Source organism: Spongiibacter sp. IMCC21906 (genome assembly GCF_001010805.1).
Lineage (GTDB): Bacteria > Pseudomonadota > Gammaproteobacteria > Pseudomonadales > Spongiibacteraceae > Spongiibacter.
In genome coordinates this window covers 1,122,096-1,145,747 of sequence record NZ_CP011477.1, presented here as the reverse complement: position 1 = coordinate 1,145,747, position 23,652 = coordinate 1,122,096, and the positions used below count along the sequence as shown (strand labels likewise).

The 23,652-nt window shown below is 52.1% G+C and carries 21 protein-coding genes; 16 read left to right on the top strand and 5 right to left on the bottom strand.

Features of this window, described 5'->3' with window-relative positions; translation table 11 throughout:
- Positions 1-181 precede the first annotated feature (181 nt).
- Complete coding sequence (locus tag IMCC21906_RS05295; protein WP_231580322.1) at positions 182-2,512, top strand: TonB-dependent receptor; 2,331 nt, start codon at positions 182-184, stop codon at positions 2,510-2,512.
- Positions 2,513-2,593: 81 nt separating this feature from the next.
- Positions 2,594-2,869 (top strand): acylphosphatase, encoded by a 276-nt coding sequence (locus tag IMCC21906_RS05290; protein ID WP_047011296.1) that lies wholly within the window; start codon positions 2,594-2,596, stop codon positions 2,867-2,869.
- A gap of 30 nt (positions 2,870-2,899) precedes the next feature.
- Here the strand turns inward: IMCC21906_RS05290 and IMCC21906_RS05285 are convergent, their stop codons facing one another.
- From IMCC21906_RS05285 to mtgA, 4 genes are all read right to left on the bottom strand, one after another.
- The gene (locus IMCC21906_RS05285) at positions 2,900-3,187 is read right to left on the bottom strand and encodes an encapsulin-associated ferritin-like protein (RefSeq protein ID WP_047011295.1); all 288 of its coding nucleotides are present in this window, start codon (positions 3,185-3,187) and stop codon (positions 2,900-2,902) included.
- A gap of 143 nt (positions 3,188-3,330) precedes the next feature.
- A complete protein-coding gene (locus IMCC21906_RS05280; RefSeq protein WP_082117527.1) occupies positions 3,331-3,804 on the bottom strand; it encodes a polymer-forming cytoskeletal protein in 474 nt (157 codons plus the stop codon).
- Positions 3,702-4,658, bottom strand: a complete 957-nt coding sequence (locus IMCC21906_RS05275) for a M23 family metallopeptidase (protein WP_047011294.1) — start codon at positions 4,656-4,658, stop codon at positions 3,702-3,704. The genes IMCC21906_RS05280 and IMCC21906_RS05275 overlap by 103 nt, the downstream gene beginning before the upstream one ends.
- 227 nt (positions 4,659-4,885) lie before the next feature.
- Positions 4,886-5,572 carry a monofunctional biosynthetic peptidoglycan transglycosylase gene (mtgA, locus tag IMCC21906_RS05270; RefSeq protein WP_047011293.1) on the bottom strand — a complete coding sequence of 229 codons (687 nt, stop codon included), beginning with the start codon at positions 5,570-5,572 and terminating at the stop codon, positions 4,886-4,888.
- Positions 5,573-5,683: 111 nt separating this feature from the next.
- Between mtgA and IMCC21906_RS05265 the strand changes: the two genes are divergently transcribed.
- Complete coding sequence (locus IMCC21906_RS05265; protein WP_047011292.1) at positions 5,684-6,592, top strand: histone deacetylase; 909 nt, start codon at positions 5,684-5,686, stop codon at positions 6,590-6,592.
- 63 nt (positions 6,593-6,655) lie between these two features.
- Here IMCC21906_RS05265 and IMCC21906_RS05260 read toward each other — a convergent pair whose 3' ends face one another.
- A complete protein-coding gene (locus tag IMCC21906_RS05260; RefSeq protein ID WP_047011291.1) occupies positions 6,656-8,092 on the bottom strand; it encodes a hypothetical protein in 1,437 nt (478 codons plus the stop codon).
- A 475-nt stretch (positions 8,093-8,567) separates the two neighbouring features.
- Between IMCC21906_RS05260 and IMCC21906_RS05255 the strand changes: the two genes are divergently transcribed.
- The 13 genes from IMCC21906_RS05255 to IMCC21906_RS05195 all read left to right on the top strand — a co-directional run bounded on the left by IMCC21906_RS05255 (position 8,568) and on the right by IMCC21906_RS05195 (position 23,565).
- A complete protein-coding gene (locus tag IMCC21906_RS05255; protein WP_047011290.1) occupies positions 8,568-10,997 on the top strand; it encodes an AsmA family protein in 2,430 nt (809 codons plus the stop codon).
- 92 nt (positions 10,998-11,089) lie between these two features.
- Complete coding sequence (locus IMCC21906_RS05250) at positions 11,090-11,464, top strand: PH domain-containing protein (protein WP_231580321.1); 375 nt, start codon at positions 11,090-11,092, stop codon at positions 11,462-11,464.
- A gap of 2 nt (positions 11,465-11,466) precedes the next feature.
- Complete coding sequence (locus tag IMCC21906_RS05245; RefSeq protein ID WP_047011289.1) at positions 11,467-11,766, top strand: hypothetical protein; 300 nt, start codon at positions 11,467-11,469, stop codon at positions 11,764-11,766.
- Between the two features lie 16 nt (positions 11,767-11,782).
- Positions 11,783-12,118, top strand: coding sequence for a DUF3301 domain-containing protein (locus IMCC21906_RS05240; RefSeq protein ID WP_047011288.1), 336 nt, complete (start codon positions 11,783-11,785; stop codon positions 12,116-12,118).
- Positions 12,119-12,135: 17 nt separating this feature from the next.
- On the top strand, positions 12,136-13,923 hold the full coding sequence (locus IMCC21906_RS05235) for an ABC transporter ATP-binding protein/permease (RefSeq protein WP_047011287.1): 1,788 nt from the start codon (positions 12,136-12,138) through the stop codon (positions 13,921-13,923).
- Positions 13,924-13,973: 50 nt separating this feature from the next.
- Complete coding sequence (locus IMCC21906_RS05230; protein ID WP_197085956.1) at positions 13,974-14,885, top strand: putative RNA methyltransferase; 912 nt, start codon at positions 13,974-13,976, stop codon at positions 14,883-14,885.
- Between the two features lie 113 nt (positions 14,886-14,998).
- Positions 14,999-16,441, top strand: a complete 1,443-nt coding sequence (locus tag IMCC21906_RS05225) for a wax ester/triacylglycerol synthase family O-acyltransferase (protein WP_047011285.1) — start codon at positions 14,999-15,001, stop codon at positions 16,439-16,441.
- 92 nt (positions 16,442-16,533) lie between these two features.
- A complete protein-coding gene (locus tag IMCC21906_RS05220; protein WP_047011284.1) occupies positions 16,534-17,490 on the top strand; it encodes a MoxR family ATPase in 957 nt (318 codons plus the stop codon).
- Complete coding sequence (locus IMCC21906_RS05215; RefSeq protein ID WP_052763378.1) at positions 17,487-18,440, top strand: DUF58 domain-containing protein; 954 nt, start codon at positions 17,487-17,489, stop codon at positions 18,438-18,440. The genes IMCC21906_RS05220 and IMCC21906_RS05215 overlap by 4 nt, the downstream gene beginning before the upstream one ends.
- The gene (locus IMCC21906_RS05210; RefSeq protein WP_052763377.1) at positions 18,437-18,910 is read left to right on the top strand and encodes a DUF4381 domain-containing protein; all 474 of its coding nucleotides are present in this window, start codon (positions 18,437-18,439) and stop codon (positions 18,908-18,910) included. The genes IMCC21906_RS05215 and IMCC21906_RS05210 overlap by 4 nt, the downstream gene beginning before the upstream one ends.
- The gene (locus IMCC21906_RS05205; RefSeq protein WP_047011283.1) at positions 18,903-19,907 is read left to right on the top strand and encodes a VWA domain-containing protein; all 1,005 of its coding nucleotides are present in this window, start codon (positions 18,903-18,905) and stop codon (positions 19,905-19,907) included. The genes IMCC21906_RS05210 and IMCC21906_RS05205 overlap by 8 nt, the downstream gene beginning before the upstream one ends.
- Positions 19,908-21,875: a VWA domain-containing protein gene (locus IMCC21906_RS05200; protein WP_047011282.1), complete on the top strand. Its 1,968-nt coding sequence runs from the start codon at positions 19,908-19,910 to the stop codon at positions 21,873-21,875. It begins immediately after the preceding gene.
- Positions 21,862-23,565, top strand: a complete 1,704-nt coding sequence (locus IMCC21906_RS05195) for a BatD family protein (protein WP_047011281.1) — start codon at positions 21,862-21,864, stop codon at positions 23,563-23,565. The genes IMCC21906_RS05200 and IMCC21906_RS05195 overlap by 14 nt, the downstream gene beginning before the upstream one ends.
- Positions 23,566-23,652: the final 87 nt, after the last annotated feature.

Below are 23,652 nucleotides of genomic sequence, written 5' to 3'. Positions count from 1 at the left end.
ACGGTCCTCACCGTCATTTGAATTATGCTTGTGGTTTTATGTTGCCGTTAAGGAATGAGTCATGCGCCGGAAAACCCCAAACTCAAACCAGAATAGATCCATGTCATTAAAGGGCTTGCTCATAATCGTTTTTGCCTCAACGCAACAAAGCTTCGCCGCACCAATGCTAGAAGAGGTCCTTGTGACCGCCCAAAAACGCAGCCAAAGTACCCAGGACATACCGGTTGCTGTCACCGGTTTAGGCGGGGATACCCTAGATAAGCTGGGCTTTGACAATGCCAATGATATCGGAGCCCAAGTGCCCAATATGCAAGTGAGCGGCGCGTATGGTGAGGTACAGCCGATTTTTTCCATTCGTGGGGTCAGCATGTCTGACTACAGTTCCAATCAAGCCAGTCCTATTGGCGTTTATGTCGACGAGGCCTACTTGGGGCCCACCTACAGCCATGGTGCCAATTTCTTTGACGTAGAGCGATTAGAAGTCCTGCGCGGCCCCCAAGGAACACTGTATGGAAAAAACACTACTGGTGGCGCCATCAATATCATCACCCGCACACCTGGGTTTGAAGGCGAGGCACGTCGCTATATCAAAGCGGGCATCGGCAGCTTTAACGCCGCTTCTATTGAAGGTGCAACTGAAGCTGAGCTAGTAGCCGACAAATTAGCCGTACGCGTTGCGGGCAGTCTCAAAAAACATGATGGTTGGATGGAGATAAAAGACCAAGATGCTAACGGTGCCGAATCGGACTTTAGAGGTGGCCGCATCGCTTTAAACTGGCTGATCAACGACCGTTGGGACGCCGTATTAAAACTCAATTCAGCCACAAGTGACGGCAGTAGCACACCCCCCAAAAGTGAAGCCAGAACAGACCTTAGAGGCACAGGACTGGAGGGCGACTCCAATGGTTTCATTGACTATTCTGGCTACTCTCGCCCAGACAGCTTGGATTTTCATGAGGTGGAATCAAACGCCTCTGGCGCACTGACGACAAACACCGATTTGGCCGTTTTGACGATCAACTACAACGCAGACAATTACACGCTCACCTCCGTCAGCTCTTATCTCAACGCAGATTATTATCAACAACAAGATACCGATGGCGGCCCCAACGGTTTGCTGGAAATCAACTGGGCATCCGATTCGCAAAGCTTTAGCCAAGATCTGCGCTTTACCTCTAATTTTGACGGCATGTTCAATATTATCGCCGGGGTGTATTACGGCTACGAAGAGCTTTATATGCAAAATACCTATTTCATCTTCAAAGACCTTCCCGACCCCCGGGTTCTTATTGCCAAGCCAGATACCATTAGTGATGCTCCCTTTTTATTGGATGTCGGGCAAGTGGTGCAACGCATGGGCACAGAAAAACAAAGCGCCGCGGCTTACACCCAATTGCGCTTTGACTTCTCAGCCAACTTTGGCATGGATATTGGCCTTCGTTACACCCGTGACAGCAATACCATGCCCTACCTCAACTTGTCGCGTTACAGTGACAGTGGCACGCCAGTGGGTACTTGGGTCCCCGGCAACAATACCGGCATCGACAATGGCTGGTTCCGTATTCCGCTATCACTAGATGCCGTACTGGATGTCATCAGCAACCCTTCTGCCATCGGTGCGGTCACTGGACTCGGTTATACCCACGGCCCCTTTACCCTCGACTCTGCGCCAGAACTTAAGGCCGTGGAAAATGAATGGACGGGAAAAATTGGGTTGGACTACCGTTTCAATGATCAATGGATGGTCTACAGTAGTATCAGCCGCGGCTACCGCGCTGGCAGCTTTAATGGCGGCATTTACTACGTTGAAAGACCTCTTGCCACCGCCTATGCCTCGCCAGAATATATTGATGCCTATGAGATTGGTGCCAAAGGCGACTTGTTCGATGGCCAACTACGTTTGAATACCGCAGCGTTCTATTATGACTACACTGACCAACAATTTATCAACGTGGTAGGGATTTCCAACTTTCTCGAAAATGCCGGAGCCTCTAGTATCGCGGGGATCGAAGCCGAGCTTTGGACCCGTATTACCGAGCGCCTAACCCTGCAGGCAACCGTGGGCTATTTAAGCACGGAATATTCTGAGCTGAGTTTAGCCAACACCGAAACACTGGGCGACCCTGACGATAAAGTGGATCTTTCTGGCAACGAACTGATATCGGCGCCCAAGCTCAACCTCAGTTTCTCAGCCGACTACGATATTATCGTCACCGAACAGGGTTATTTGAGCGTTAACACCAACGCCAGCTTTCAAGATGACCAATGGTTTAGCGCCTACAATGAGCAATACAGCTACGATAACATTCGCCAAGATGCCTACTGGTTAGTGAATGGCCGCCTAGGCTGGTATGCCAACGATGGCAGCTACAGCGTCTCATTATGGAGCAAAAACCTGTTAGACAAGGAATACAATGTCTATGCACTGAACCTTCAGGCCAGCTTTGGTTTTGACGAGTTTATTGCTGGCGAACCTCGGAGCTACGGTATAGAGGCCAATATTAACTTTTAAACATGAACGGCTGACAGCAGGCGTCTCGTAATGCTAAAACTAAGGCACCTCTGATATTTAGAAAATGTACGAGACCATGTTATGACAGCGGTTCATCTTACTATTTCAGGACGAGTTCAAGGCGTTGGCTATCGCAATTGGACCCAGCAAGAAGCCATGCGCTTAGGGCTCAGCGGCTGGGTCAGAAACCGGCACGATGGTAGCGTAGAAGCACAGGTATCTGGCCCTAAAGAAATGATCGAACAATTACTTTCCGCCTGCAGGCAAGGGCCACCTGCGGCGGAGGTCATCAATATTCAAGTCACAGACAGCGAGCCACTGACAACCGTCGGTTTTGAGGTGCTCGCCTCAGTCTAGCCGGATAATATTATCCACAGAGCCATGCCACTATTTATGGGCAATCGGCTTGTCGGTAAACAAATAATCTTTGAGTTCATCATTAAAGACAGGGTCTTGGCGACGAATCCATTCCAAAGTCATCGCCGCATGCTCTTTTTCTTCATCACGGTTATGTTCAAGGATACGTTTTAACTCAGGGTCTTTGCAGGCATCAACGCGCTGATTATACCAATCAACAGCTTCCAGCTCCTCCATCAAGGAAACGATAGCGCGGTGCATATCGCGAGTTTTATCTGTCAGCTCGCTAATTGGTTCATGATAGCCTTCATTCGACATTGCCTTCTCCTAGAGAGTAAATGGTTAAAATAGTCTAATGACTATAGCAAGTAATCCCAAGCTACGCGCAAGTCAAAATCGATAATACAAAACAAAAAAGCACCCGAAGGTGCTTTTCAAAATACGTGTTAGCAAGTAACTCACTAGGATTTTTGAGCATTCATATCCTTGGATGATGGTGTTGGCGACGAGGTATTATTGGTCGCATTTTGCTCGCCTTCCACCGCTCGCAGTGGTGCTGGCGCAGGCTTAGGGTCATGTTTTTTAACCTGGCTCGCGCCCACAAACTGGCCGCCCGATTCAATCACAAACTCACGTACCTTAATGCCGCCCGTCACCAAGCCCGACGCAACAATTTCCAATCGATCAGCATCAATCGTACCGTCCATCGTTCCGCTAATCAGAACGCGTTTAGCGGTAATATCGCCTTTAAGACTCCCGTTTCGACCAATGGTGACGTCGGCTGTAGAGACCAAGTTGCCTTCCATTTTGCCATCAAGGTGGAAATTATCTTTTAGCTCGACGTTGCCGATAAGACTGGTGCCAGCTGCGATAGTTGTCGTTCTTGGCGCAGCGGTACCGTCGCTTTTCTTAATGTTTTTGCTAGAGAATCCCATTTGATTTTTTCCTCGCGGGTGAACAGTCCATCATAGTTTTCCCACGACCATTCCATAAAAGCTCGGGGAGATAAGCGACGATGCAAGTGTCGGACTTCATAATGCAAATGAGGAGCACTAGACAAACCGCTATTGCCGCTATAGCCCAACAAGTCGCCCTGACGAACATAATCGCCAACCGACACGATGGTTTTACTTAAATGGCCATACATCGTTGCAAAGCCATAGTTATGATCCAGTTTGACCAGGTTGCCATAACCACTGTTGTGATTACCCGACCACTCCACTACCCCATCGGCAGTGGCATATACAGGGGTGCCCATTCTGGCACGTAAATCAGTGCCGCCGTGTAACTTCATCGTACCCAACACAGGATGCTTGCGCATACCATAGGAGCTACTAATACTGGGATCACTTAACGGGTAGCCACTGGGGATCGCCGTCAGCATATAGCGTTTTTCCTGTGCCGTTTGGGTTGCCGTATCCAGTCGTTGATACAGTGCCTCTTCAGGCTCCGGACTCAAGCCCATCATTGTCTCGATATTGCCCAGCTCGTCACTCATCATCGACAGTGCTGCAACCTTATCGTCAACCGTTGCCTGTAACTGCTGCTGCTCTTTGAGGAGCGCGCTATTTTCTAATTTTATTTTGGCTTGGTAGTTTTGCAAGGTTTGCACTTCGCCACTTAAAGACGATAGCTGGCTAGACATGAAAAAAATAATAAGAAAGCCGCCTAAAAAAATCGTAGCCAACAATACTATGATACCCGCCATAAACCGGCGCATTAACTGGGTAACGGTGTAGTGTCGGGCACCTTCAAAACTGGTTATGGTAACTCTATAGTGCTCGCGCATTGACGATCTCGTTATTGTTAGTCAGCTCAGTTTTTATTAACAAGGTCTTGCTGTTCTCCCTGCACTTACAAGACCAACTGATCGACTTTTATCCTCAAACCGCAGTACCTAAACTACCCTAAAGTACTACGTTAATTACTATGCAAGCCCCGATTATGGTGTTAGAACCCGTCTAATGCAAATTTCACACTATTCGATTATGTGAACTACCCGCCATACACAGCTGATTAATACATATCAGCCAACCAAGACTCCCCACCCAAGCGCCGCTGCTGAGCCAAGTTCCAGCGCGCACGCTCACTGAGCTGCGGCGAGGGTGACGCAGGTGTGTAAGTCAGCGGGCTAGGCAGCGCCGATGCCAGCAAGGCACTTTGCCATGGGCTTAGCTGGGACACATCTCGCTGAAAGTGGTATTCGCTGGCCGCTGCCAAACCAAACACGCCCGGCCCCCATTCAGCGATATTCAAATACACCTCCATTACCCGCTGTTTGCTCCAACACAGGTCCACCAACATCGCAAACCATGCTTCTAAGCCCTTCCGCAGCCAGCTACGACCATTCCACAGATAAAGATTTTTGGCCACTTGCTGCGTAATGGTACTGGCACCCCGCAACTCACCCCGCCATTTCCGCTCGGCCATCGCCTTGCGAATAGCCGCAATATCCACCCCGTAATGTTGCAAAAATCGCTGATCTTCCGACACCACAACGGCCAGCGCGGCATGCCGGGGCAGCGTAGCAATATCTCGCCACTGTTTGGTCACATCGTAGCGTTCACCTCGATGCTCCCAACTCCGCACCAACATCAACATGCTTCCCGGTGGATCTATCCAACGCAGCGGCAACACCACTGCCACACTGAACAAAATAAACCCCAACACCAGTCGCACACACCACTTCCGAATCCCTCGCATATCCCCTCGCCTTTACTCAGCCTTGCCCTTCGCCTAGACCTATCATCATGGCACTATATCCCGATTTAGATCTCGATTGAGTGATTCATATTATATAGGTCGTCGCCGTCAATGCCTTTGCCACCGTTGGTCAGCAATCCAAACTACAGCTTCCCCTTTTCCTTAAAGCACCGATTTCCCATGGCGAAATTTGGCTTGCTACAGGATTATCTCCGGGAACGACAGCTGTTGACCACCGCGAATCATTTTCGACCCGGTGCCGCCAAAGCAGGCCTGATTGAATTGGCCCACTGCCCCTCTTATGTAAACAGCTTTATCAATAATACCCTCGACAAAACAGCACTTCGTCGCATGGGCCTCCCCTGGAGCGAAGCGCTGGTGCGACGCAGTATTACAGCGGTGAACGGTAGCTTTCTCACCGCACAACTCGCGCTCAAATACGGCCTGGCCTGCCACCTTGCTGGCGGCACTCACCACGCGCATTACGACTTTGGCTCCGGCTTCTGTATCTTCAACGATTTAGCTATTACCGCCAAAGCCCTGATTGCACAACAGAAGGTCGCGAAAATTCTTATCTTTGACTGCGATGTTCATCAAGGCGATGGCACCGCAACATTGCTCGCATCGGAGGATTCAATCTTCACGTGCTCGGTACACTGCGACAAAAACTTTCCGGCTCGCAAAGCCATCAGCGACCTGGACATCGACATTCCAAAGGGCTGCCGAGATCAAACCTACCTCGCTATTGTCGAAGCTCAACTGCTTAAACTGCTGGCTGAACAACAACCCGACTTGGTAATTTATGATGCGGGAGTCGATGTGTACAGCGGCGACCCATTGGGTTTACTCGATATCAGCTTGGAAGGTATCAGGACGCGAGATCACATGGTGGTGCAACACTGTCTCAGTAGGAACATCCCCATTGCCACAGTAATTGGTGGTGGTTACGATCGGGACCACAAAGCGCTAGCGGCCCGGCATGCCATTGTCATTGAAGAGGCCACTAAGCTTTATCAATAAAAAACCAGACATAAAAAAAGGCGGCTCAATTTGAGCCGCCTCAACGTCAAGACATTGACAGGATTATGACTGAGGAATCAGCACACCAAAAAGTCCAGCCAAGGGGCCACTGGTCAGCAGATCAGTCAGCAAAGCCAATGGATTAGAATCATCCAACGCCAAACCATCTAGCAAGCCCTCAGTTAAGGAACACAATGCCGACAGTGGGGTTGCCGCCAGCGGGCACGATGCTGCATCAGCACTACCACCCAAGCCTTCAGCCAACGGCCCAAGAATAATATCTAATGGCGTACCTGTTGGGCCACTATCAAAACCCATCAGCGCTTCTAGTACAGCGGTTACCGGTAGTAGCACCGTATCAAGCGGAGTACCTGTAGTGGGTAACCCCGTAAAGCCACCCGCTAAGCCACCCGCAATCAAATCCTGAATAGCGGCCAACGGCGTCCCAGCAAGCGGAGAGTCTTCACCACCGCCTAAACCGCTCAACAAATCGGTGATACCGCTTTGAAAAAGCTGAGTAAAGTCACCATCGGTAAAGCCACTGAAGTCACCACCGAGCAGCCCGGTGAGTGTTGCCACCGCAGACTCAATTTGACTACTGATAATTGGCCCCTGACCGGATTGCTCTTCGATCAAGCCAATGGGTACCACCCCAATCAATACATTGTTCAGCAGATTCTCAAGCGTGGTACTAACCGCAGAAGCGACTCCTGTAGGATTATCAAAGTCCTCAATGGCCGCCACGGTGCCCGACAAATCAAATAGCGCGACATCAAGTGTTTCAAGTACGCCGCTCAGCACCGGTGCCGTCGATAACTGTCCAGTAGGATCTGCCGCATATGCAGACGCCAAACCATCAGAAAAGGCAGTGCTCAGCTGAGCAACCAACGCAGACAAAGAGCCAATACCCATCTCTCCGCCACCAAATCCACCCAGCACTGGCGCCAAGGCATCACCGAGGGGCTGCAGTGGCGTGCCATTCAACGGATTACTGCCAGGTTCGGCATCCGAATCCATCGCACAATCACCATCCGCGAGTGAAGCTAAAAGGCCGGGGAGATCAGCGGCAAATTCCGTAAACGTTGCCTGCAATTGCGGCGCGGCGTCAGTAATTAAACTCTGAGGATTTTGTAAGGAGGTGGGATCAACCAGCACAAGGAAGGAATCTAGAATATCCAGCACATCAGTAACAATGAGCTGGCTGGAACAGTTTACTAAACCTGCCAAAGGCTCACCCACCCCTGGGACACCAGCAGCACCGTCAGCCAGTGCACCAAAAACTTGGTTAGACAGCGGTTCTTGCAAGATATCGAGAGGGCCTTCCACATTTGACGACTCGCTACCAATAGAGGTCTCGGGGTTTGTCCCTGGGTCTTCATTGTCATTGTTGCCAGAAGCCGTACTGCCACCGCCTCCTCCCCCGCCGCCACAAGCAGCCAGAGCAAGAGTTGCACTCAACGCGAACGCCGTTAGTATTTTTTTCGGTTCTTTAATAAGCATGTTAATGCTCCATGTAGTACTGGGTTAGAAATCGCCGTCCATGTATAAACCGCTATCTGACGGCCACTCTTTAATCTTCGTATGCAGCCATTTGCTACCTTCTCTAAGCCACATCAACACTATTTTTATGCGCCATAAGAAGAAGTGTTATGAATCCGGGCAAGCAAGTACCGTCATCGTGACCCTATTCAATCAGTCGGGCGTAAAAAAGGAACTACGTGATAACCGAAATCAAATGGGACATAATCCAAAGACTTCGTATCGCCTTGTTACTGCAAAATGGAGTGTTCACACATTACGGCCTTTCCACTAGCCGTAGTTGTACGGAGCAGGATTGCGAAAAACGAATAATTCTGCTTCTTTTACACACGTTCTGGGCGATCGGCCTTTCAGTAAGGTTTCTCTGACAGCAAAGGAAACCCTGCCTTATTACCGTGGTCCCAACAGCAAGACACCACGGCTTTAGGAGCCCGCTATGCAACGCAGCCTAAAATGGATTCTGGGGATAATTTCAGTACTGGCCATCACCGTGGTTCTTGCTGCGGTGGCACTCTTATTCTGGATAGACCCGAATATCTTCCGGGATGATTTTGAACAACTTGCCGCCAAACAAGGCGTGATTCTAAAACTGGATGGCGAATTGTCTTGGCGCTTTTTTCCAGAACTTCAAATTGTGACCGAAAAGACCAGCATCGCCGCACCCGATGCAACAAACACCCCCATTGCCACCCTGGACGAACTGTCCGTCGCTGTCGCATTGATGCCATTGCTCAACAAACAAATAGAAATGCGCGGCCTAGCCGTAAAGGGCTTGGACGCTAATTTAGTGGTGAACAAAGACGGCAGCAGTAACTGGCAGCAACTGGGTAAAACCGACGCTGACAAGAAAAAAGAGGTCGCAGACAGCAGCGATACTGGTGAGACGCCGTCTGAACTGGATTTGGGCATAGAGAAACTGAGCCTAAGCGATAGCCATATTCGCTACCGAGATGACAGCAGCGGCCAAAAGATAGAACTTAAAAACTTGCAGCTAGAAGGCCAAGACATTCGTTTGGGCGGCCCGGCCTTCCCCCTCGACTTTAGTACCGAATTGAGTTTTGACGATGGCCAGCAAACCCTTAACGGCAATATTGCATTAACTGGCGATATCGCTGCAAAAGCGGACTTTAGTGAGTTTGAAGTCGCCAATAGCCAGTTGGAAACGGCCTTAGAGTTAAAAACCCCCGAAGGCAGTAAAAAATTGACGGCTGCCATGGCCAGCGTTATCAAAATAAAACTGCCCGCTAACGGCCCAATGAGCCTTCCTGTTATCGATTTAAAACAGGGACAACTCAATCTGCAAGGCGCTGGGCAAGGCATTGAAATCTCCGACCTTAAACTGACGACCTCACTGCTGCCTGGCGGCGAGCCTCAAGCTATCGCCCTTGCTGCCAACATGAGCGCCGACATTCCCCAAGGCAAGACCACAACAAAGATAGAAACCGCTATCAATTTGACAGGGAAGTATCGCCTTGCTGACGATTTTGGCAGCGGCGCCCTTGAGGAATTTACGCTGGCGCTCAAGCCCAAAGAGCAAAATATTAGCCTTTCTGGCAATGTTCAATTTACCAGCGCGCCCCTTAACTATCAGGGCAAACTCAACTTGGCTGCCATCAATCCCAAAGAAATTGCCAAACTGCTTAACATTGAACTGCCAGAAATGAGCCACCCTAAAGCCTTAAACCATAGTGATTTAAGCATGGCCTTTAAGGGCAGCGATAAGCAGCTTGAGATTAGCAATATTTTAATGCATCTGGATTCCACCGAGTTCAAAGGCAACGCCAAGCTTGGCCTCGATGACAAGCAAGCGATTGCGCTAAACTTACAAGCAGACGTACTCAATATTGATGACTACCTGCCACCGGTTGAAGATGCCCCAGCAGACAGCGGCAAAAAAAGCCCCTCTGAGCCATCGCCAGCCACTCAGTCCCCCCCCGGAGACAAGCCCACTCCTGAAGAAGAAATAGACCTAAGCGCACTGCAAGACCTCAATATCGCCCTGGACCTCAAAGTAGGCCAGCTTATCGCCAAACGTATCCCCTTTAGCAATCTCAAACTCGGCCTCAGTGCCAACGGTGGAAAATTACAACTAGCTCCCCTTAGCGGCACAATGTACGACAGCCCATTTTCCGCCACCGCCCGGATCGACAGCAGCAAAAAACCGTATCAGTACACCTTGCAAAGTAAGGTTCAAAAACTTCCGCTAGGACAACTGCTGAAAGACCTGAACATCGAGCAGCGCTTCTCCGGAAAAAGCGACCTCGACGTCGACATCAGTACGCAGGGCGACACCATCACCGCCATTGAAAGCAAGCTGAACGGCAGTGTGGTTATGAAGGGGCAGGAGTTTCAATTTCAAGGCATTAATATTGAACGCGCCTTTTGCCGTTTGGTGGCCACCGTTCAAAAAGAAGAATTTAACCCTCAGGGTTGGGCGGCCTTTACCAACTTTAAAGACACCACCACTCGCATCACCTTTGTCGATGGCATCGCCAAAATCGAAAAACTCAATGCTGGCGTATCACGTTTAAACCTCAGCGGCGAAGGCAAAGTCAATTTACGGAAATCAGCCTTTGATTTAGTGTTTAACACCAAGCTTACTGGCAACGACAGCGAGGGACTGTCCTGCACCGTCAACAACACCAAGCTGCTCAATCGCAATATTCCCATACGCTGCAAGTCAGACTTTGACAGTGTGAATGCCACCAGCTGTTTACCAGACGTCAGAGTGATTGAGGATATTGCCAAAGAAAAGGTCAAAGACAAGGTCGACGAGAAAGCCAAAGAAGTACTAGAAGAGAAACTCGGTGGCGAAAAAGGCGAGGCCGCGAAACAGCTCTTCAAGCAGTTGTTCAAAAAAGACTGAGCAGCACATTCATCACCGCGCGCGTACCAAACTATAGATTTGTGTAGAATGGTCGTCACGATAATGCAAAACGCGGCACTGGAGAGCACACGGTGAACGAAGAATATTCAGAAAACCCATCTATGTTTCGCAATCACCCGCTGGGATTCATCCTGGCGGTATTGCTGATTCCCATCGCAGTGGGCATTTTGATTTTGATGGTGTGGTACCTAAAGTGCCGGTCAACGCTGCTGGAAATTCGCGGCAATGAGATTATTCTGGAACGGGGCCTATTGAACAAAGAGCGCACCGAGTTGAATATTTCCAGTATCCGCACCGTCAAAATTTCCCAGACACTGGGCAATCGCATTTTTAAAGTGGGCACCCTGTCGGTCTATACCGCCGGCGACACCGCCGAAATACAGGTGCAAGGTATGCCCCGGCCAGAAGTTTTTAGAGAACTGGTCAAAGCGAGTCAGGCGCACTAAGCATGAGCCGCGACCAAGACGATACCGGCAAACTTGCTATTGGCTTAGCGGTGGTTGTCTTACTGGCAGCCATTGCCATTTATCTGATGCTGCCCTTAATGGCCGGCTTTATTAACGCGCATTTCAGCCCAGGACTGGGGATGAAAGATGCCGCGGTTATCGCCTTCTTTGTCACCGTTGCCGTATTGGTGGTATTTGCCATCGCCGCCGGTGACGGCCTGCTGGGTGAGCTACAATTCATGCTCAGCGGTTTTCTGGGTTTTTTCCTGGTGTTGTGGCTAATGATTGCTTGGATTTTCTGAACATTATGCAACAACCATGGTAAACCTTGCTGATCTCAGTATTTTAACGGCTTTCATCGCGATACTTGCCATTTGGTGGCGGGCACAACGCACCCGCGAAATTGCCTTAGCTGCCACCAAGCGCAGTTTAAAAGAACAACAGCTAAAATTGCTGGACGACAATGTCGCACTGCGTTCGGTCTGGTTTAAGCGGGACCGTCACGGCAGCCTACGATTTTGGCGGCGCTACAACTTTGAATTTACCGTCACCGGGCACGAGCGCTATCAAGGTTATATCGTCACCTTGGGAAATCGCATTATTACTATTCATCTACCGCCCCATCGCGTGCCTGAAGAATCCAGCCTGCATTAAGCGCCCACAGGAATACAATGCATCACAACACCGCTTATAAAGAAGATCAGCGTGCCAGCTGGTCAACGCTGCTGGAGCTACTACCCTACCTCCACGATTTTCGCGGCCGCATTGCCATTGCCTTGCTATGCTTGGTGGCGGCAAAACTGGCCAGTGTGGGGATGCCCTTCGCCCTCAAGCACATTGTCGATTACCTGGACAACACCGGCGCGGCCACCTTAACGCTACTGCCTTTATCATTGTTGCTCGCCTATGGCGGCCTGCGCTTTGCCAATGTGCTATTTGGCGAATTGAGAGATACCGTGTTTGGCCGGGTCACCGAGCGGGCCATGCGCAATGTCGGCCTGCAAGTGTTTCGTCACTTGCACAAACTGGACTTAGACTTTCACCTGAATCGCCGCACCGGCGGCCTGTCTCGTGATATCGAACGGGGCACCAATGGCATCAGTTTTTTGCTGCGGTTTATGGTATTTAATATCATCCCCACCTTTCTAGAAATCGGCCTGGTCATTGCCATTTTGGGCTGGCGCTATAGCGCCTGGTTCGCCGTTATTGTATTTGCCGCCGTGGCCAGCTATGTCGCCTTTTCGGTGGTTGCCACCGAATGGCGTACCGGCTTTATTCGCAAAGCCAATCAGGCAGAGTCCCGCAGCAGCACCCGGGCCGTCGACAGCCTACTCAATTTTGAAACCGTCAAATACTTCAACAACGAAGAACACGAAGCCAGGCAATACGACGGCGAGCTGGCCAGCTGGGAGCAAGCCCGGCGCCAGAACCGGCTAAGCCTGTTTGCCCTCAATGCCGGGCAAGCTTTTATCATTGCCGCCGCGATGACCGCCGCCATGGTATTGGCCGCTCAGCAAGTATTGGCAGAAGAAATGACCTTGGGCGACTTTGCGCTGATCAATGCTTTTATGATGCAGGTCTTTATGCCCTTAAATTTTTTGGGCTTTGTTTACCGAGAAATGAAAGGCTCGCTGGCCAATATCGAGGCCATGTTCGACCTGCTAAAACAACAACCGAGCTTAAACGATGCCCCAAATGCCACCGCGCTCCAGATTGGCAGCGGCAGCATCGAGGTCAAAAACCTAAGTTTTCACTACCACAGTGATCGCGCTATTTTGGAGAACATTTCCTTTACCGTCCCCGCCCGTCAAAAAGTGGCTATTGTCGGCGCCAGTGGTGCCGGTAAATCGACCCTGCTAAAACTGTTGTTCCGTTTTTATGACGCCAGCAGTGGCGAGATCTGTATTGACGGCCAAAATATTAGCCACGTCAGCCAACGTTCGCTGCGGCAACAGCTGGGTATTGTTCCCCAAGATACCGTCTTATTTAATCAAAGCATTTTAGAAAACATCCGCTATGGCCGTATCGATGCCAGCGATGAAGAAGTCGCAAACGCGATTCGCATGGCTCACCTCGAGGACTTTATAAAACACCTCCCGCAAGGGGTCGACACCTTGGTAGGCGAGCGCGGCTTAAAGCTCTCTGGCGGTGAAAAACAGCGGGTATCGATTGCCCGAGCCTTGCTCAAAAATGCACCGATCATGATTTTTGATGAGGCCACCTCGTCGTTGGATAGCGGCTCTGAGCAGCTGATTTTAGACGCCATCAAAACCATCGCTAGAGAACACACCATGCTGGTGATTGCTCACCGACTCTCCACCATAGTCGACGCCGAACAAATTCTGGTATTGGATCAGGGCCGAATCGTCGAAAGAGGCCATCACCGCGAACTGCTCGAACATAATGGCCACTACGCTAAGCTATGGGCCGTGCAGCAACGAGACCTGGACCAACGATAAGCGCACTTTTTAATGACGAACCGAGTTGCTGGCGAGCGGCGCTGGTCTCTGTGAGCCGATCACGCCATAATCGCCTCCTTAACCACCACGGCCCCGCTGAGTTAATGTCATACCTTCCCTTAAGCAATTTACAATGCCCGCTTTGTCAGCAAGGCTTGAGCCAAACAGAGCAAAGCTGGCGCTGCCCATCAGGCCACAGTTTTGATATCGCCCGGCAGGGTTATGTCAATTTATTACCGGTACAAAACAAGCGCTCAAAAGACCCTGGCGACAGCCGAGACATGGTCAACGCCCGACGGGATTTTCTCGACACTGGGGTTTATCAACCTCTCGCAGCGGCAATCAACAGCAAACTTATGCCACTGCTAACCGAGGGCAAAACCGTCAGCATTCTCGATGCTGGCTGCGGCGAAGGCTATTACCTGAACCAGCTCTGCCATGCCTTGCTTCCGCGCCAACCCGCAATACAAGCTTGCGGCCTGGATATATCCAAATGGGCCGTGCGAGCCTGCCGCGCCCGCAACCCCGGCTTAGAAGGGGTTGTGGCCAGCAATCGACAGCTCCCCTTCAGCACCAGCAGCCAGGATATTGTGCTCTGTAACTTTGGTTTTCCGGTGTTTGACGAATTCAAACGTGTGCTTAAACCCGGCGGCCTTATTGTGATGCTGGACGCGGGACCAGACCACCTTATCGAACTGAGAGAACGACTGTACCCCGAAGTGCGGCGCAATCCAGTCAGCAGCCTGGCTGCAGAACTAAACGAGCAATGGCAGCTCGTCGTCGACCAGCAGCTCAACTACAGCAGCCCAACCATTCCACAACAACAACTGCAGTGGCTGCTGGCCATGACGCCGCATTTTTACCGCAGTAGCCAAGAAGCCCGGCAGAGCGTGCAACAAATCACCGCCCTAACGGTCACTATTGACGTGCAGTTGCGAATTCTTAAAAATTTCTCCCAGTAAATCTGTCTCGGCCCTGTCTTAGCCGCCGGGACAATGATAATTTTAAGCAGCGACAATTCAACGCGCAGACTGCGTGATCCAGCGACATCCACCTTGAATACCAAGAAGGCACCATGGAACAGTTAAATGGACTAGACGCTTTTTTTGTTCACGGCGAAAGCCCGCGCACGCCGATGCACATCGCTGCCATGCTGGTGTATAAGGAAACCACTCGAGTCCACCCGGACATTCGCCACCAAAACCTCTGCCAGCGCATCAGTCACGCACTGCCGCTGTCCACTGTGTTCCGGCGCCGACTGGTCACCGTCCCCAAAGGATTGGACCACCCTTATTGGATCGAAGATGCCGACTTTGCCCTGGAAAAACACGTCTTTCGGCACCGATTGGGAAGCAAAGCCAATCATCAGAATTTAGAGCAACTACTGGCCACCCTTCATGGCCAAGCTATGGATTTTTCAAAGCCCCTTTGGGAAGCCCACATCATCGACGGTTTGGGCCAGCTCCCAGAGTACCCCAGCAATAGCTATGGGCTGTTTCTTAAGGTTCACCACGCCGCCTTGGACGGCGTATCAGCAACCCAAATTTTAGCCTCGCTTCACGATAACCCTCAGCGTAATACCAGCAGTAATATCGACAACCGTGAAACAGACTCATGGGTAGGAGAACCTGCACCGTCATCTTCCCGCCTCTTGTGGCGGGCCTATATCAATCACTTCCGTCGCCCCCTGCATTTACTCAGTGAAGGTCGCAAGCTACTGCCAAAAATGCAGCGCGCAAAAGCGCAACACGACGGCTCGCAAGTGAGCCCAGAGGGTAATCGCCAGCTGCCGCCCAGCTGGCAACGCAGCCCCTTTAACAAAAAGATCACTGCCGAGCGGCAGCTACTCAGCCTCCACTTTGAGTTAGACGCGCTAAACAGCATCCGTAAACAGCAACCGGGCACCACTCTCAATCAAGTACTGCTGGCCATTGTCAGTGGCGGCTTACGACACTATCTCATCGCCCAAAACCAACTCCCCGCCGACCCTCTGGGCGGCCTCGTGCCCATCAACGTGCGCACGAAAAAAAGCGGTAAAGGCGGCAACGCATTGGGCATGATGGTGGCGGGACTCAGGGTGGATATCGAGGATCCTCTGCAGCGTTTACAAGCCGTGCGCTATAGCGCCCACTGTGCCAAAAAATCCTCAGACAGCATGGGCCGCTTTTCACTTATGAATGTCGCCAAACATATGCCCAGCCTGGCAGAAAAATCTCTGCTATGGGGCTTGAGTGCCGCTTGCCAAATTCCCGGCGGCTTACCTATGCCCTTGGCAACAGTGCTAAGTAATATTCCCGGGCCGAGAGAAAGCCTTTCCTTAAATGGCGCAGAATTAGTGGATATTCAAGCCATTGGCCTGATTACTGATGGCTGCGGTCTGTTCCATGTTGCCCTGAGTTATCAGCAAAGAATTTGCTTAACTGTATTGAGTGCACCCAACACCCTCACTCAGCCCGAAAAATACCGCGACTGTTTGCAACAGAGCTACCAAGAGTTGCTCACTGCCACTGGACATTAACTGCTATAGCGGCGCTTGAAATACCGATAAACACCCCCAAATAACGGTATTGAGCGTCAATAAAAATCTAAGCGAGCAAGGAAAATCGTTCCATGACCCAACGACACGCCATCAGCCAATTACAGCAATGGCTGAACGCCCATATTATTGGCCAAGAAGCCTTGGTAGAGCGCCTGCTTATCGCCCTGCTGGCCGATGGCCATCTGTTAGTAGAGGGTGCACCGGGGCTGGCAAAAACCAAGGCCATCAAAACCCTATCCGATGGCATCGATGCCAGTTTTCAACGCATCCAGTTCACCCCCGATTTGCTTCCCGGGGACGTGACCGGCACCGATATTTACCGCCCCGAAACTGGCGAATTTAACTTTCAAGCCGGGCCGGTTTTTCACAATCTGGTCCTGGCCGATGAAATCAACCGCGCCCCGGCCAAAGTCCAGTCCGCCTTGCTAGAGGCAATGGCCGAGCGCCAAGTCAGCGTCGGTAGCAACACCTTTCCACTGCCAGAGTTGTTTTTGGTGATGGCCACCCAAAACCCATTGGAACAGGAAGGCACCTACCCTCTGCCAGAGGCCCAGCTCGACCGCTTTTTAATGCATGTCAATGTAGACTATCCAGACGCCGCCGCTGAGCTAGAAATTTTGCGCCGGGTCAGAGCCGAAGCACTGGGCGACATTCCTCAACCCGAGGTCATTAGTCCCGAGCAAATTTTAGCTGCCCGCCAAGATATTCTCGGCCTGCATATGGCCGAAACCGTCGAGCAATATCTAGTACAACTCGTTATCGCCACCCGCAAGCCCGAGGCTTTTGATGCCGAACTGGCCAGCTGGATAGAGGTGGGCGCCAGCCCCCGCGCCACCATTGCCTTAGACCGTTGCGCTCGCGCCCAAGCCTGGCTGCGGGAACGCGACTATGTGAGCCCCGACGATGTGCAATCGGTAGCAAGAGACGTGCTTCGGCACCGGTTAATTTTAAGCTTTGAAGCCGAAGCAGATGGCATTGCCAAAGATCGGGTCATTGATCGTCTCCTTCAGGTCGTCCCCGTGGCATGAGTGCTCAGCAAGAGCAAAAAACCACCCTGGAGCTGGGCAGTGCCTATGGCGCGCTGGTAGAACAACCGGCGTTGATTCGCCTGCGCCTGCTGGCCAAGCACGTCAAACGCTGGAAGAGCCGCAAGCGCAGTCGCCAGCTAGGCGGTCACGCCTCACCCTTTCGCGGCCGCGGCCTGAGCTTTCACCATGTTCGCGAATATCAAGGTGGCGATGAAATTCGTCATATCGATTGGCGCGTTACCGCACGTACCACCACCGCCCACACCAAAGTCTTTGAAGAAGAAACCGAGAGGCCGGTACTGCTGTTTCTGGACCAGCGCCAAAATATGTTTTTTGGTAGTCAGCGCTGTTTCAAATCGGTACTGGCCAGCCATGTTATGGCACTCTTGGCGTGGACAGCACTAGAGAGTAACGACCGGGTCGGCGGCCTCATTTTTAATGATACCGGCCACAAAGAAGTACGGCCCCGGCGCAACCACCGCTCGGCCCTTTCTCTGATCCACCAAGCGGTGGAATACAATCACGCCTTAGCAGAAAACCCGGCCGCCTCCCCAAATACCGGCCAAAGCCTGGCCAAGGCTTTAGAGGAATTGCGCCGCATCAACCGCCCCGGCAGCTCAGTATTTTTAATCAGTGACTTTCAAGGCTTGGATGAAGAAGGCATTCGGCAGCTACATCTACTCAGCCGGCACAGCGATGTGTTTGCGCTAAACATACACGACCCCATGGAACAGCAACTGCCCAACGCAGGCCTTCTCAGCGTCAGTAATGGCCAACAGCGTCTGCATTTAAATATTGGCAAAAATCTGCGCCAACGTTTTTCTGACCACAGTGCCGAGCAACAAACAAACCTCAAGCTACAGCTCCGAAAAATGGGCATTCGACTCATCAACCTCACCACCGACCAGGCCTTTTTTCCAGTGCTGCAAAAAGAGCTGGGGCTGTCATGAACAGTGCGATTCCCGACACCGCCCGACTTGCGGACATTCATCTACCCAGCGCTATCCACTGGTTTCCTCCGGCCATAGGGTGGTGGCTTGTCATAGCCGTGGTGGTCTTAAGCGCCATTATTGGTATTGGGCTATGGCGGCGCAATCGCAAACAAAAGGCCTACCGCCAAGAGGCATTGACCGAGCTCGCCAGTGTGGCCGAGATTGCCTCAGACCATCAGCTCGCCCAACAACTCAATACCCTGCTGCGTCGAGTGGCCATGCAAAGCTACCCGCCCCAACAGGTTGCCGCGCTGAGTGGCGACAGCTGGGCCGCATTTTTAAGCCAGGACGGTCTTATTTCACCGACACAAGCTGACAAGCTCAGCAACGCGGCCTACAACCCTAGCGCCAAGCTTGCTGATCGACAAACCCTGCTGGCAGAGATTAGACGCTGGCTGCGTAAACACCGGGGAGGCCAGCATGTTTGAGTTTCAATGGCCGTGGTTGTTTTGGTTAATCCCCCTGCCAGTGTTGGTGTACCTGCTCTCTAAGCCCGCCGCTACCGGCGCGGCACTGCGGGTGCCATTTTTTGACCGCCTACAATCATTAGGCGACGCCCAGCATTTAAACAAAACGAGCGCCAACCCTTGGTGGCGCCTGTTGTTATTGCTACTGATCTGGCTGGCACTGCTGGCCGGTGCGGCTCGCCCCGTCTGGATTGGCCAGCCTATTACCTTAGAAACCAGTGGCCGTGACCTGATGCTCGCTGTCGATATTTCTGGCTCTATGCGCCAAGAAGATATGGTAATTCAAGACGAGGCCCTGCCCCGAATTACCGTGGTCAAAGCCGTGGTGAAAGAATTTATTCGCCAGCGCAGCGGTGACCGCTTAGGGCTGATCTTATTTGGCAGCCAAGCCTATATTCAATCGCCACTGTCTTTCGACTTGAATACGCTAGGCACGCTAATGGACGAGGCCCAAGTGGGTTTTGCGGGTAAACAAACCGCCATTGGCGACGCCATCGGCTTTGCCATTAAACGCTTGCGGGACCGCCCCAGCGATAGCCGAGTGGTGGTATTGCTCACCGACGGTGCCGACACCGCCAGCAATATTGACCCGATCCAAGCTGCCAAGCTGGCCGCAGCAGAGCAGGTTAAAATTTATACAATTGGTGTCGGTGCCACCGAAATGAAAGTGCCGGGGATTTTTGGCAGCAACTTCGGCGCCCGTACGGTAAACCCTTCCGCCGACCTCGATGAAGCCAGCCTCAAGGCCATTGCTGACACCACTGGCGGCCAATATTTCCGGGCTCGCAATCCACAAGAACTGCAACAAGCCTATCAAGCCATTGCCGAGCTGGAGCCTATTGAGCAAGAAGGCGAAACCCTTAGGCCCACACGCTCACTGCTGCAATGGCCGTTGTTGTTTGCCGCCGGAGCAATGGGATTGCTGGCACTGTTTAGCCGACTCGGGAGGAGCAGATAAATGCCAGACTTGCACTTTTTGCGCCCCGAGATGCTCTGGGCAGCGCCGCTACTTATTCTCACTGTCATTTTATTAATGAGAGGCCGCTGGCAAGGCCAGCGCTGGCAAAAATATATTGACCCCACACTGCTGCCCTATCTGCTGCAAAATGAGGTGCACACCAAACCTCGCCGCAGATTACTCAGCTTGATGACGGCCGCCCTATTGCTACAACTCGCCTTGCTGGGCCCGTCATGGCAACAGGCACCCGTTGCCCTGTATAAAAATCAGCAGGCACTAGCGATCATTTTGGATATGTCGCCCTCCATGCTGGCCGAGGACATTAAGCCCTCGCGTTTTAAGCAGGCAAAATTCAAGCTCCGGGATATTCTGCAACTACGGGAAGATGGTCAGACAGGTTTGGTGGTGTTTTCCGGCGATGCCTTTGTGGTTGCCCCCCTCACCGATGACAGCAACACCTTGCTCACCTTATTGCCGGGCTTATACCCAGGCATGATGCCGGTTATTGGCAGCAACCCGAAAGCGGCAATGCAAAAAGCCATTGAACTGCTGGACAATGGCCGAGGCAGCAATGGGCAGATATTGTTGATTAGCGATGGCGTAGAAGATCAGCAAATGGACGGGATTAAATCACTGCTGGCCGACACGCCCTACCCCGTATCCGTATTGGCGGTGGGCAGCAAAGACGGCGCGCCCATCCCTCTGAGCGACGGCGGCTTTGCCCGCAATAACGACGGCAGCATTATTGTTCCCAAACTCAAAGAAGCCAATCTTCGCAAGCTGGCCTCCTCTAGTGGCGGGCTGTACCGAAGCCTTAGCTTGGACAATAGCGACATCGAAAGCCTGAATGCCGTGGCTAGCCAAGTTGATAAAGGCGAACAGCACAGCCTGGATCGCCGTTTTGACCAATGGCAAGACGCGGGACACTGGCTGGTATTACTCTGTCTCCCCCTTGCACTGCTCTGCTTTAGACGCAGCTGGATGCCAACACTGTTATTAGCAGGTCTACTCGGCAGTCATAGCAACCCATCCTACGCCCTCAGCTGGGGAGAACTTTGGACAACCCCGGACCAACGCGGCGCGGCGCTGATGGAGAGCGCCCCCGCCGAGGCGGCAAAAGCGTTTAAAGACCCCATGTGGCAAGGCGCCGCTAATTATCGCGCCGGTAATTACGCTGCCGCAGCAGAGGCCTTTGGCCAAAGCGACACCGCAGACGCTCACTACAACCGTGGCAACGCGCTTGCCAACGCCGGTGATTTAGATGGCGCGATTGCCGCCTATGACAAAGCGCTGGAAAAACAGCCAAAAATGACCGACGCCCACGCTAATCGTCAGTTAATTCAAGAACTGAAAGAGCAACAGGAAAAACAACAGCAGCAGCAGCAAGGTGGCGATGATCAGCAGAATTCTGATTCGCAAGACAAGCAGCAACAAAATCAAAACCAGCAGGATCAGAATAAACAGAACGAGAAGCAGCAAGAACAGAATCAAGATCAGCAAAATCAACAAGATAACGGCCAATCAAAACAAAACCAAAAGCAAGATGGCCAACCGTCTGACAAGCAAGGTCAAAATGGTGATCAAGCTAAAGATCAGCAATCCGGCCAGAACCAAGAGCAAGAACAAAACGACCAAGCAGGCAAGGACGACGCTCAGCAGCAAGCGCAACAGCAGAAAGAACAGCGCCAAGCTCAAGCCGCTAAAGACCATGCTCAGCAAGGCCAGCCCGAGCAGCAAGCTGCCAGTAGCAATGACGATAAAGAGCCACCGCAAGCTCAGGCTGCCCAAGGCCGCGCCGCCACGCAGGAAGACCAACAATTAAGTGAAGACCAGCAAGCCAGAGAACAATGGCTGCGGAAAATACCGGACAACCCAGCAGGTTTACTGGAAAGGAAATTCCGCTATCAATCACAGCAAAGAAGTAATCGGCAGGACCTTAGCGAAGATGACGCCTATGCACCCTATTAAACAGGCCCAGCCCTCAACCAAAAGCTCGTTCTGGATAATCGCCATATTCAGCCTGCTGTTTGGTTTGTGGACCAATGCAGCTACCGCGCAAACCCAAGTTCGGGCCACGGTAGACCGCAACCAGTTGTCACTGGATGAAACCCTCACTCTCAGCCTGACCGCCGATAGCATCAGCTTTTCTGCCGACCCAGAGGTACAGGCACTGGAGCAGGATTTTAGAATTCTCAATCAGCAGGAAAGCAGCCGCAGCAGCTTTATCAACGGCAAGGTCAGCTCACTCCGGCAGTGGGACTACACCCTGTCGCCCAAGCGCAAAGGCAACTTATCTATTCCGTCCATTCAAATGGGCAAATATCGCACCCGGCCCATTACCGTGACCGTCAGCGATGCTCCTCAGCGACAAAATACCGGCAGTGAACAAGTTTATCTGGAATCAGACGTCACCCCCCGCTCTGCCTATGTGCAATCGGAACTGGCCTACACCGTCAAAATTTTCACCTCAGTCAATTTTTTAGAAGCGTCCCTGGAGCCCTTAGAAGTCTCCGGCGCCACCGTTGAAGCCGCGGGAGAAGAACGCTATCAAACCACCATTAACGGTCGTTACTACCAAGTTATCGAACGCCGCTACCGCCTCTACCCCCAACACAGCGGCGAGCTGGAAATTCCGGCCCTGACCTTACAGGCCAGAGTCGAGAGCTACCGCCAGTCCATGCTGGACCCCGGTCGCTTAGTGGTAAAGCGTAGCAGTGCGCACCGCGTGCGGGTTATGCCGCCGGCCAGTGACTTTGACGGCGCTGTCTGGCTACCCGCAAAAGCCTTAAGCATCAGCGACAGCTGGAGCCAGAGCCTGGACAGCATTGAGGTTGGCGACTCGGTCACCCGCAGTATCAAGATCGAAGCCGACGGCCTGCTCGGCTCACAGCTCCCTGCTTTGCCAAGCAGCGAGCTGGCCAATGCCAAGCTCTATCCCGACCAAGCCAGTATCAGCAACCCGGAAGAAGGCGACTGGACCGGACAGCGCACCGAATCCGTGGCCATTATTCCCACCAAACCCGGCAGCTACGAGCTGCCAGAAATTCGCATAGCCTGGTGGAATACCGAGAGCAATCAACAAGAGTACGCGGTATTGCCGCCGCGTAAGTTCACCGTTACTGCTCCAGTAAGCCAGCAACCAGCAAATCCGCCACCGTCATCTCAACAAGCCGACACCAAAACCAAGGCGGAGACGATTGCATCAACGCTGCTACCCAATTGGCAATGGGCCATTATCGCTGTGCTAGCCTTGGGCAACCTGTTATTTGCGAGCCTGTGGCTAAGAGCGGCCCGCTCTACCCCAGCGGCAGAGACCGCCGCGGTAAACGGGACGGCAAACCTGGATGAAAAAGCCACCTTCAAAGCATTGCGTCAAGCCTGTAAACGCGACGGCAACACTAATGAGCTTCGTCAGAAGCTGCTGGACTGGGGGAGCGCGGCTCTGGAAGAAAACGTCAGTTTAACGGGTTTGGCAGGCGCCTTTCCCAATCTCGACACCTACTGCCGGGCACTGGATGCCAGTCTCTACAGCCAAGATGAAATGGATTTGGACCGCAACGCACTGCTACATGAAGTGAGCAAATGCAGAAAAACATTGCCGAAAACAGCGACAAAGAAAGTTGATTCAGGCTTAAGACCGCTGTACCCAAATGATTAAACGCAATCATCTTGGACAAGCTTAGAGGAAATTAGAGTACTACCGATAAAGCATTGTAGATAAACAAACCTCCGGGTTACCCGGAGG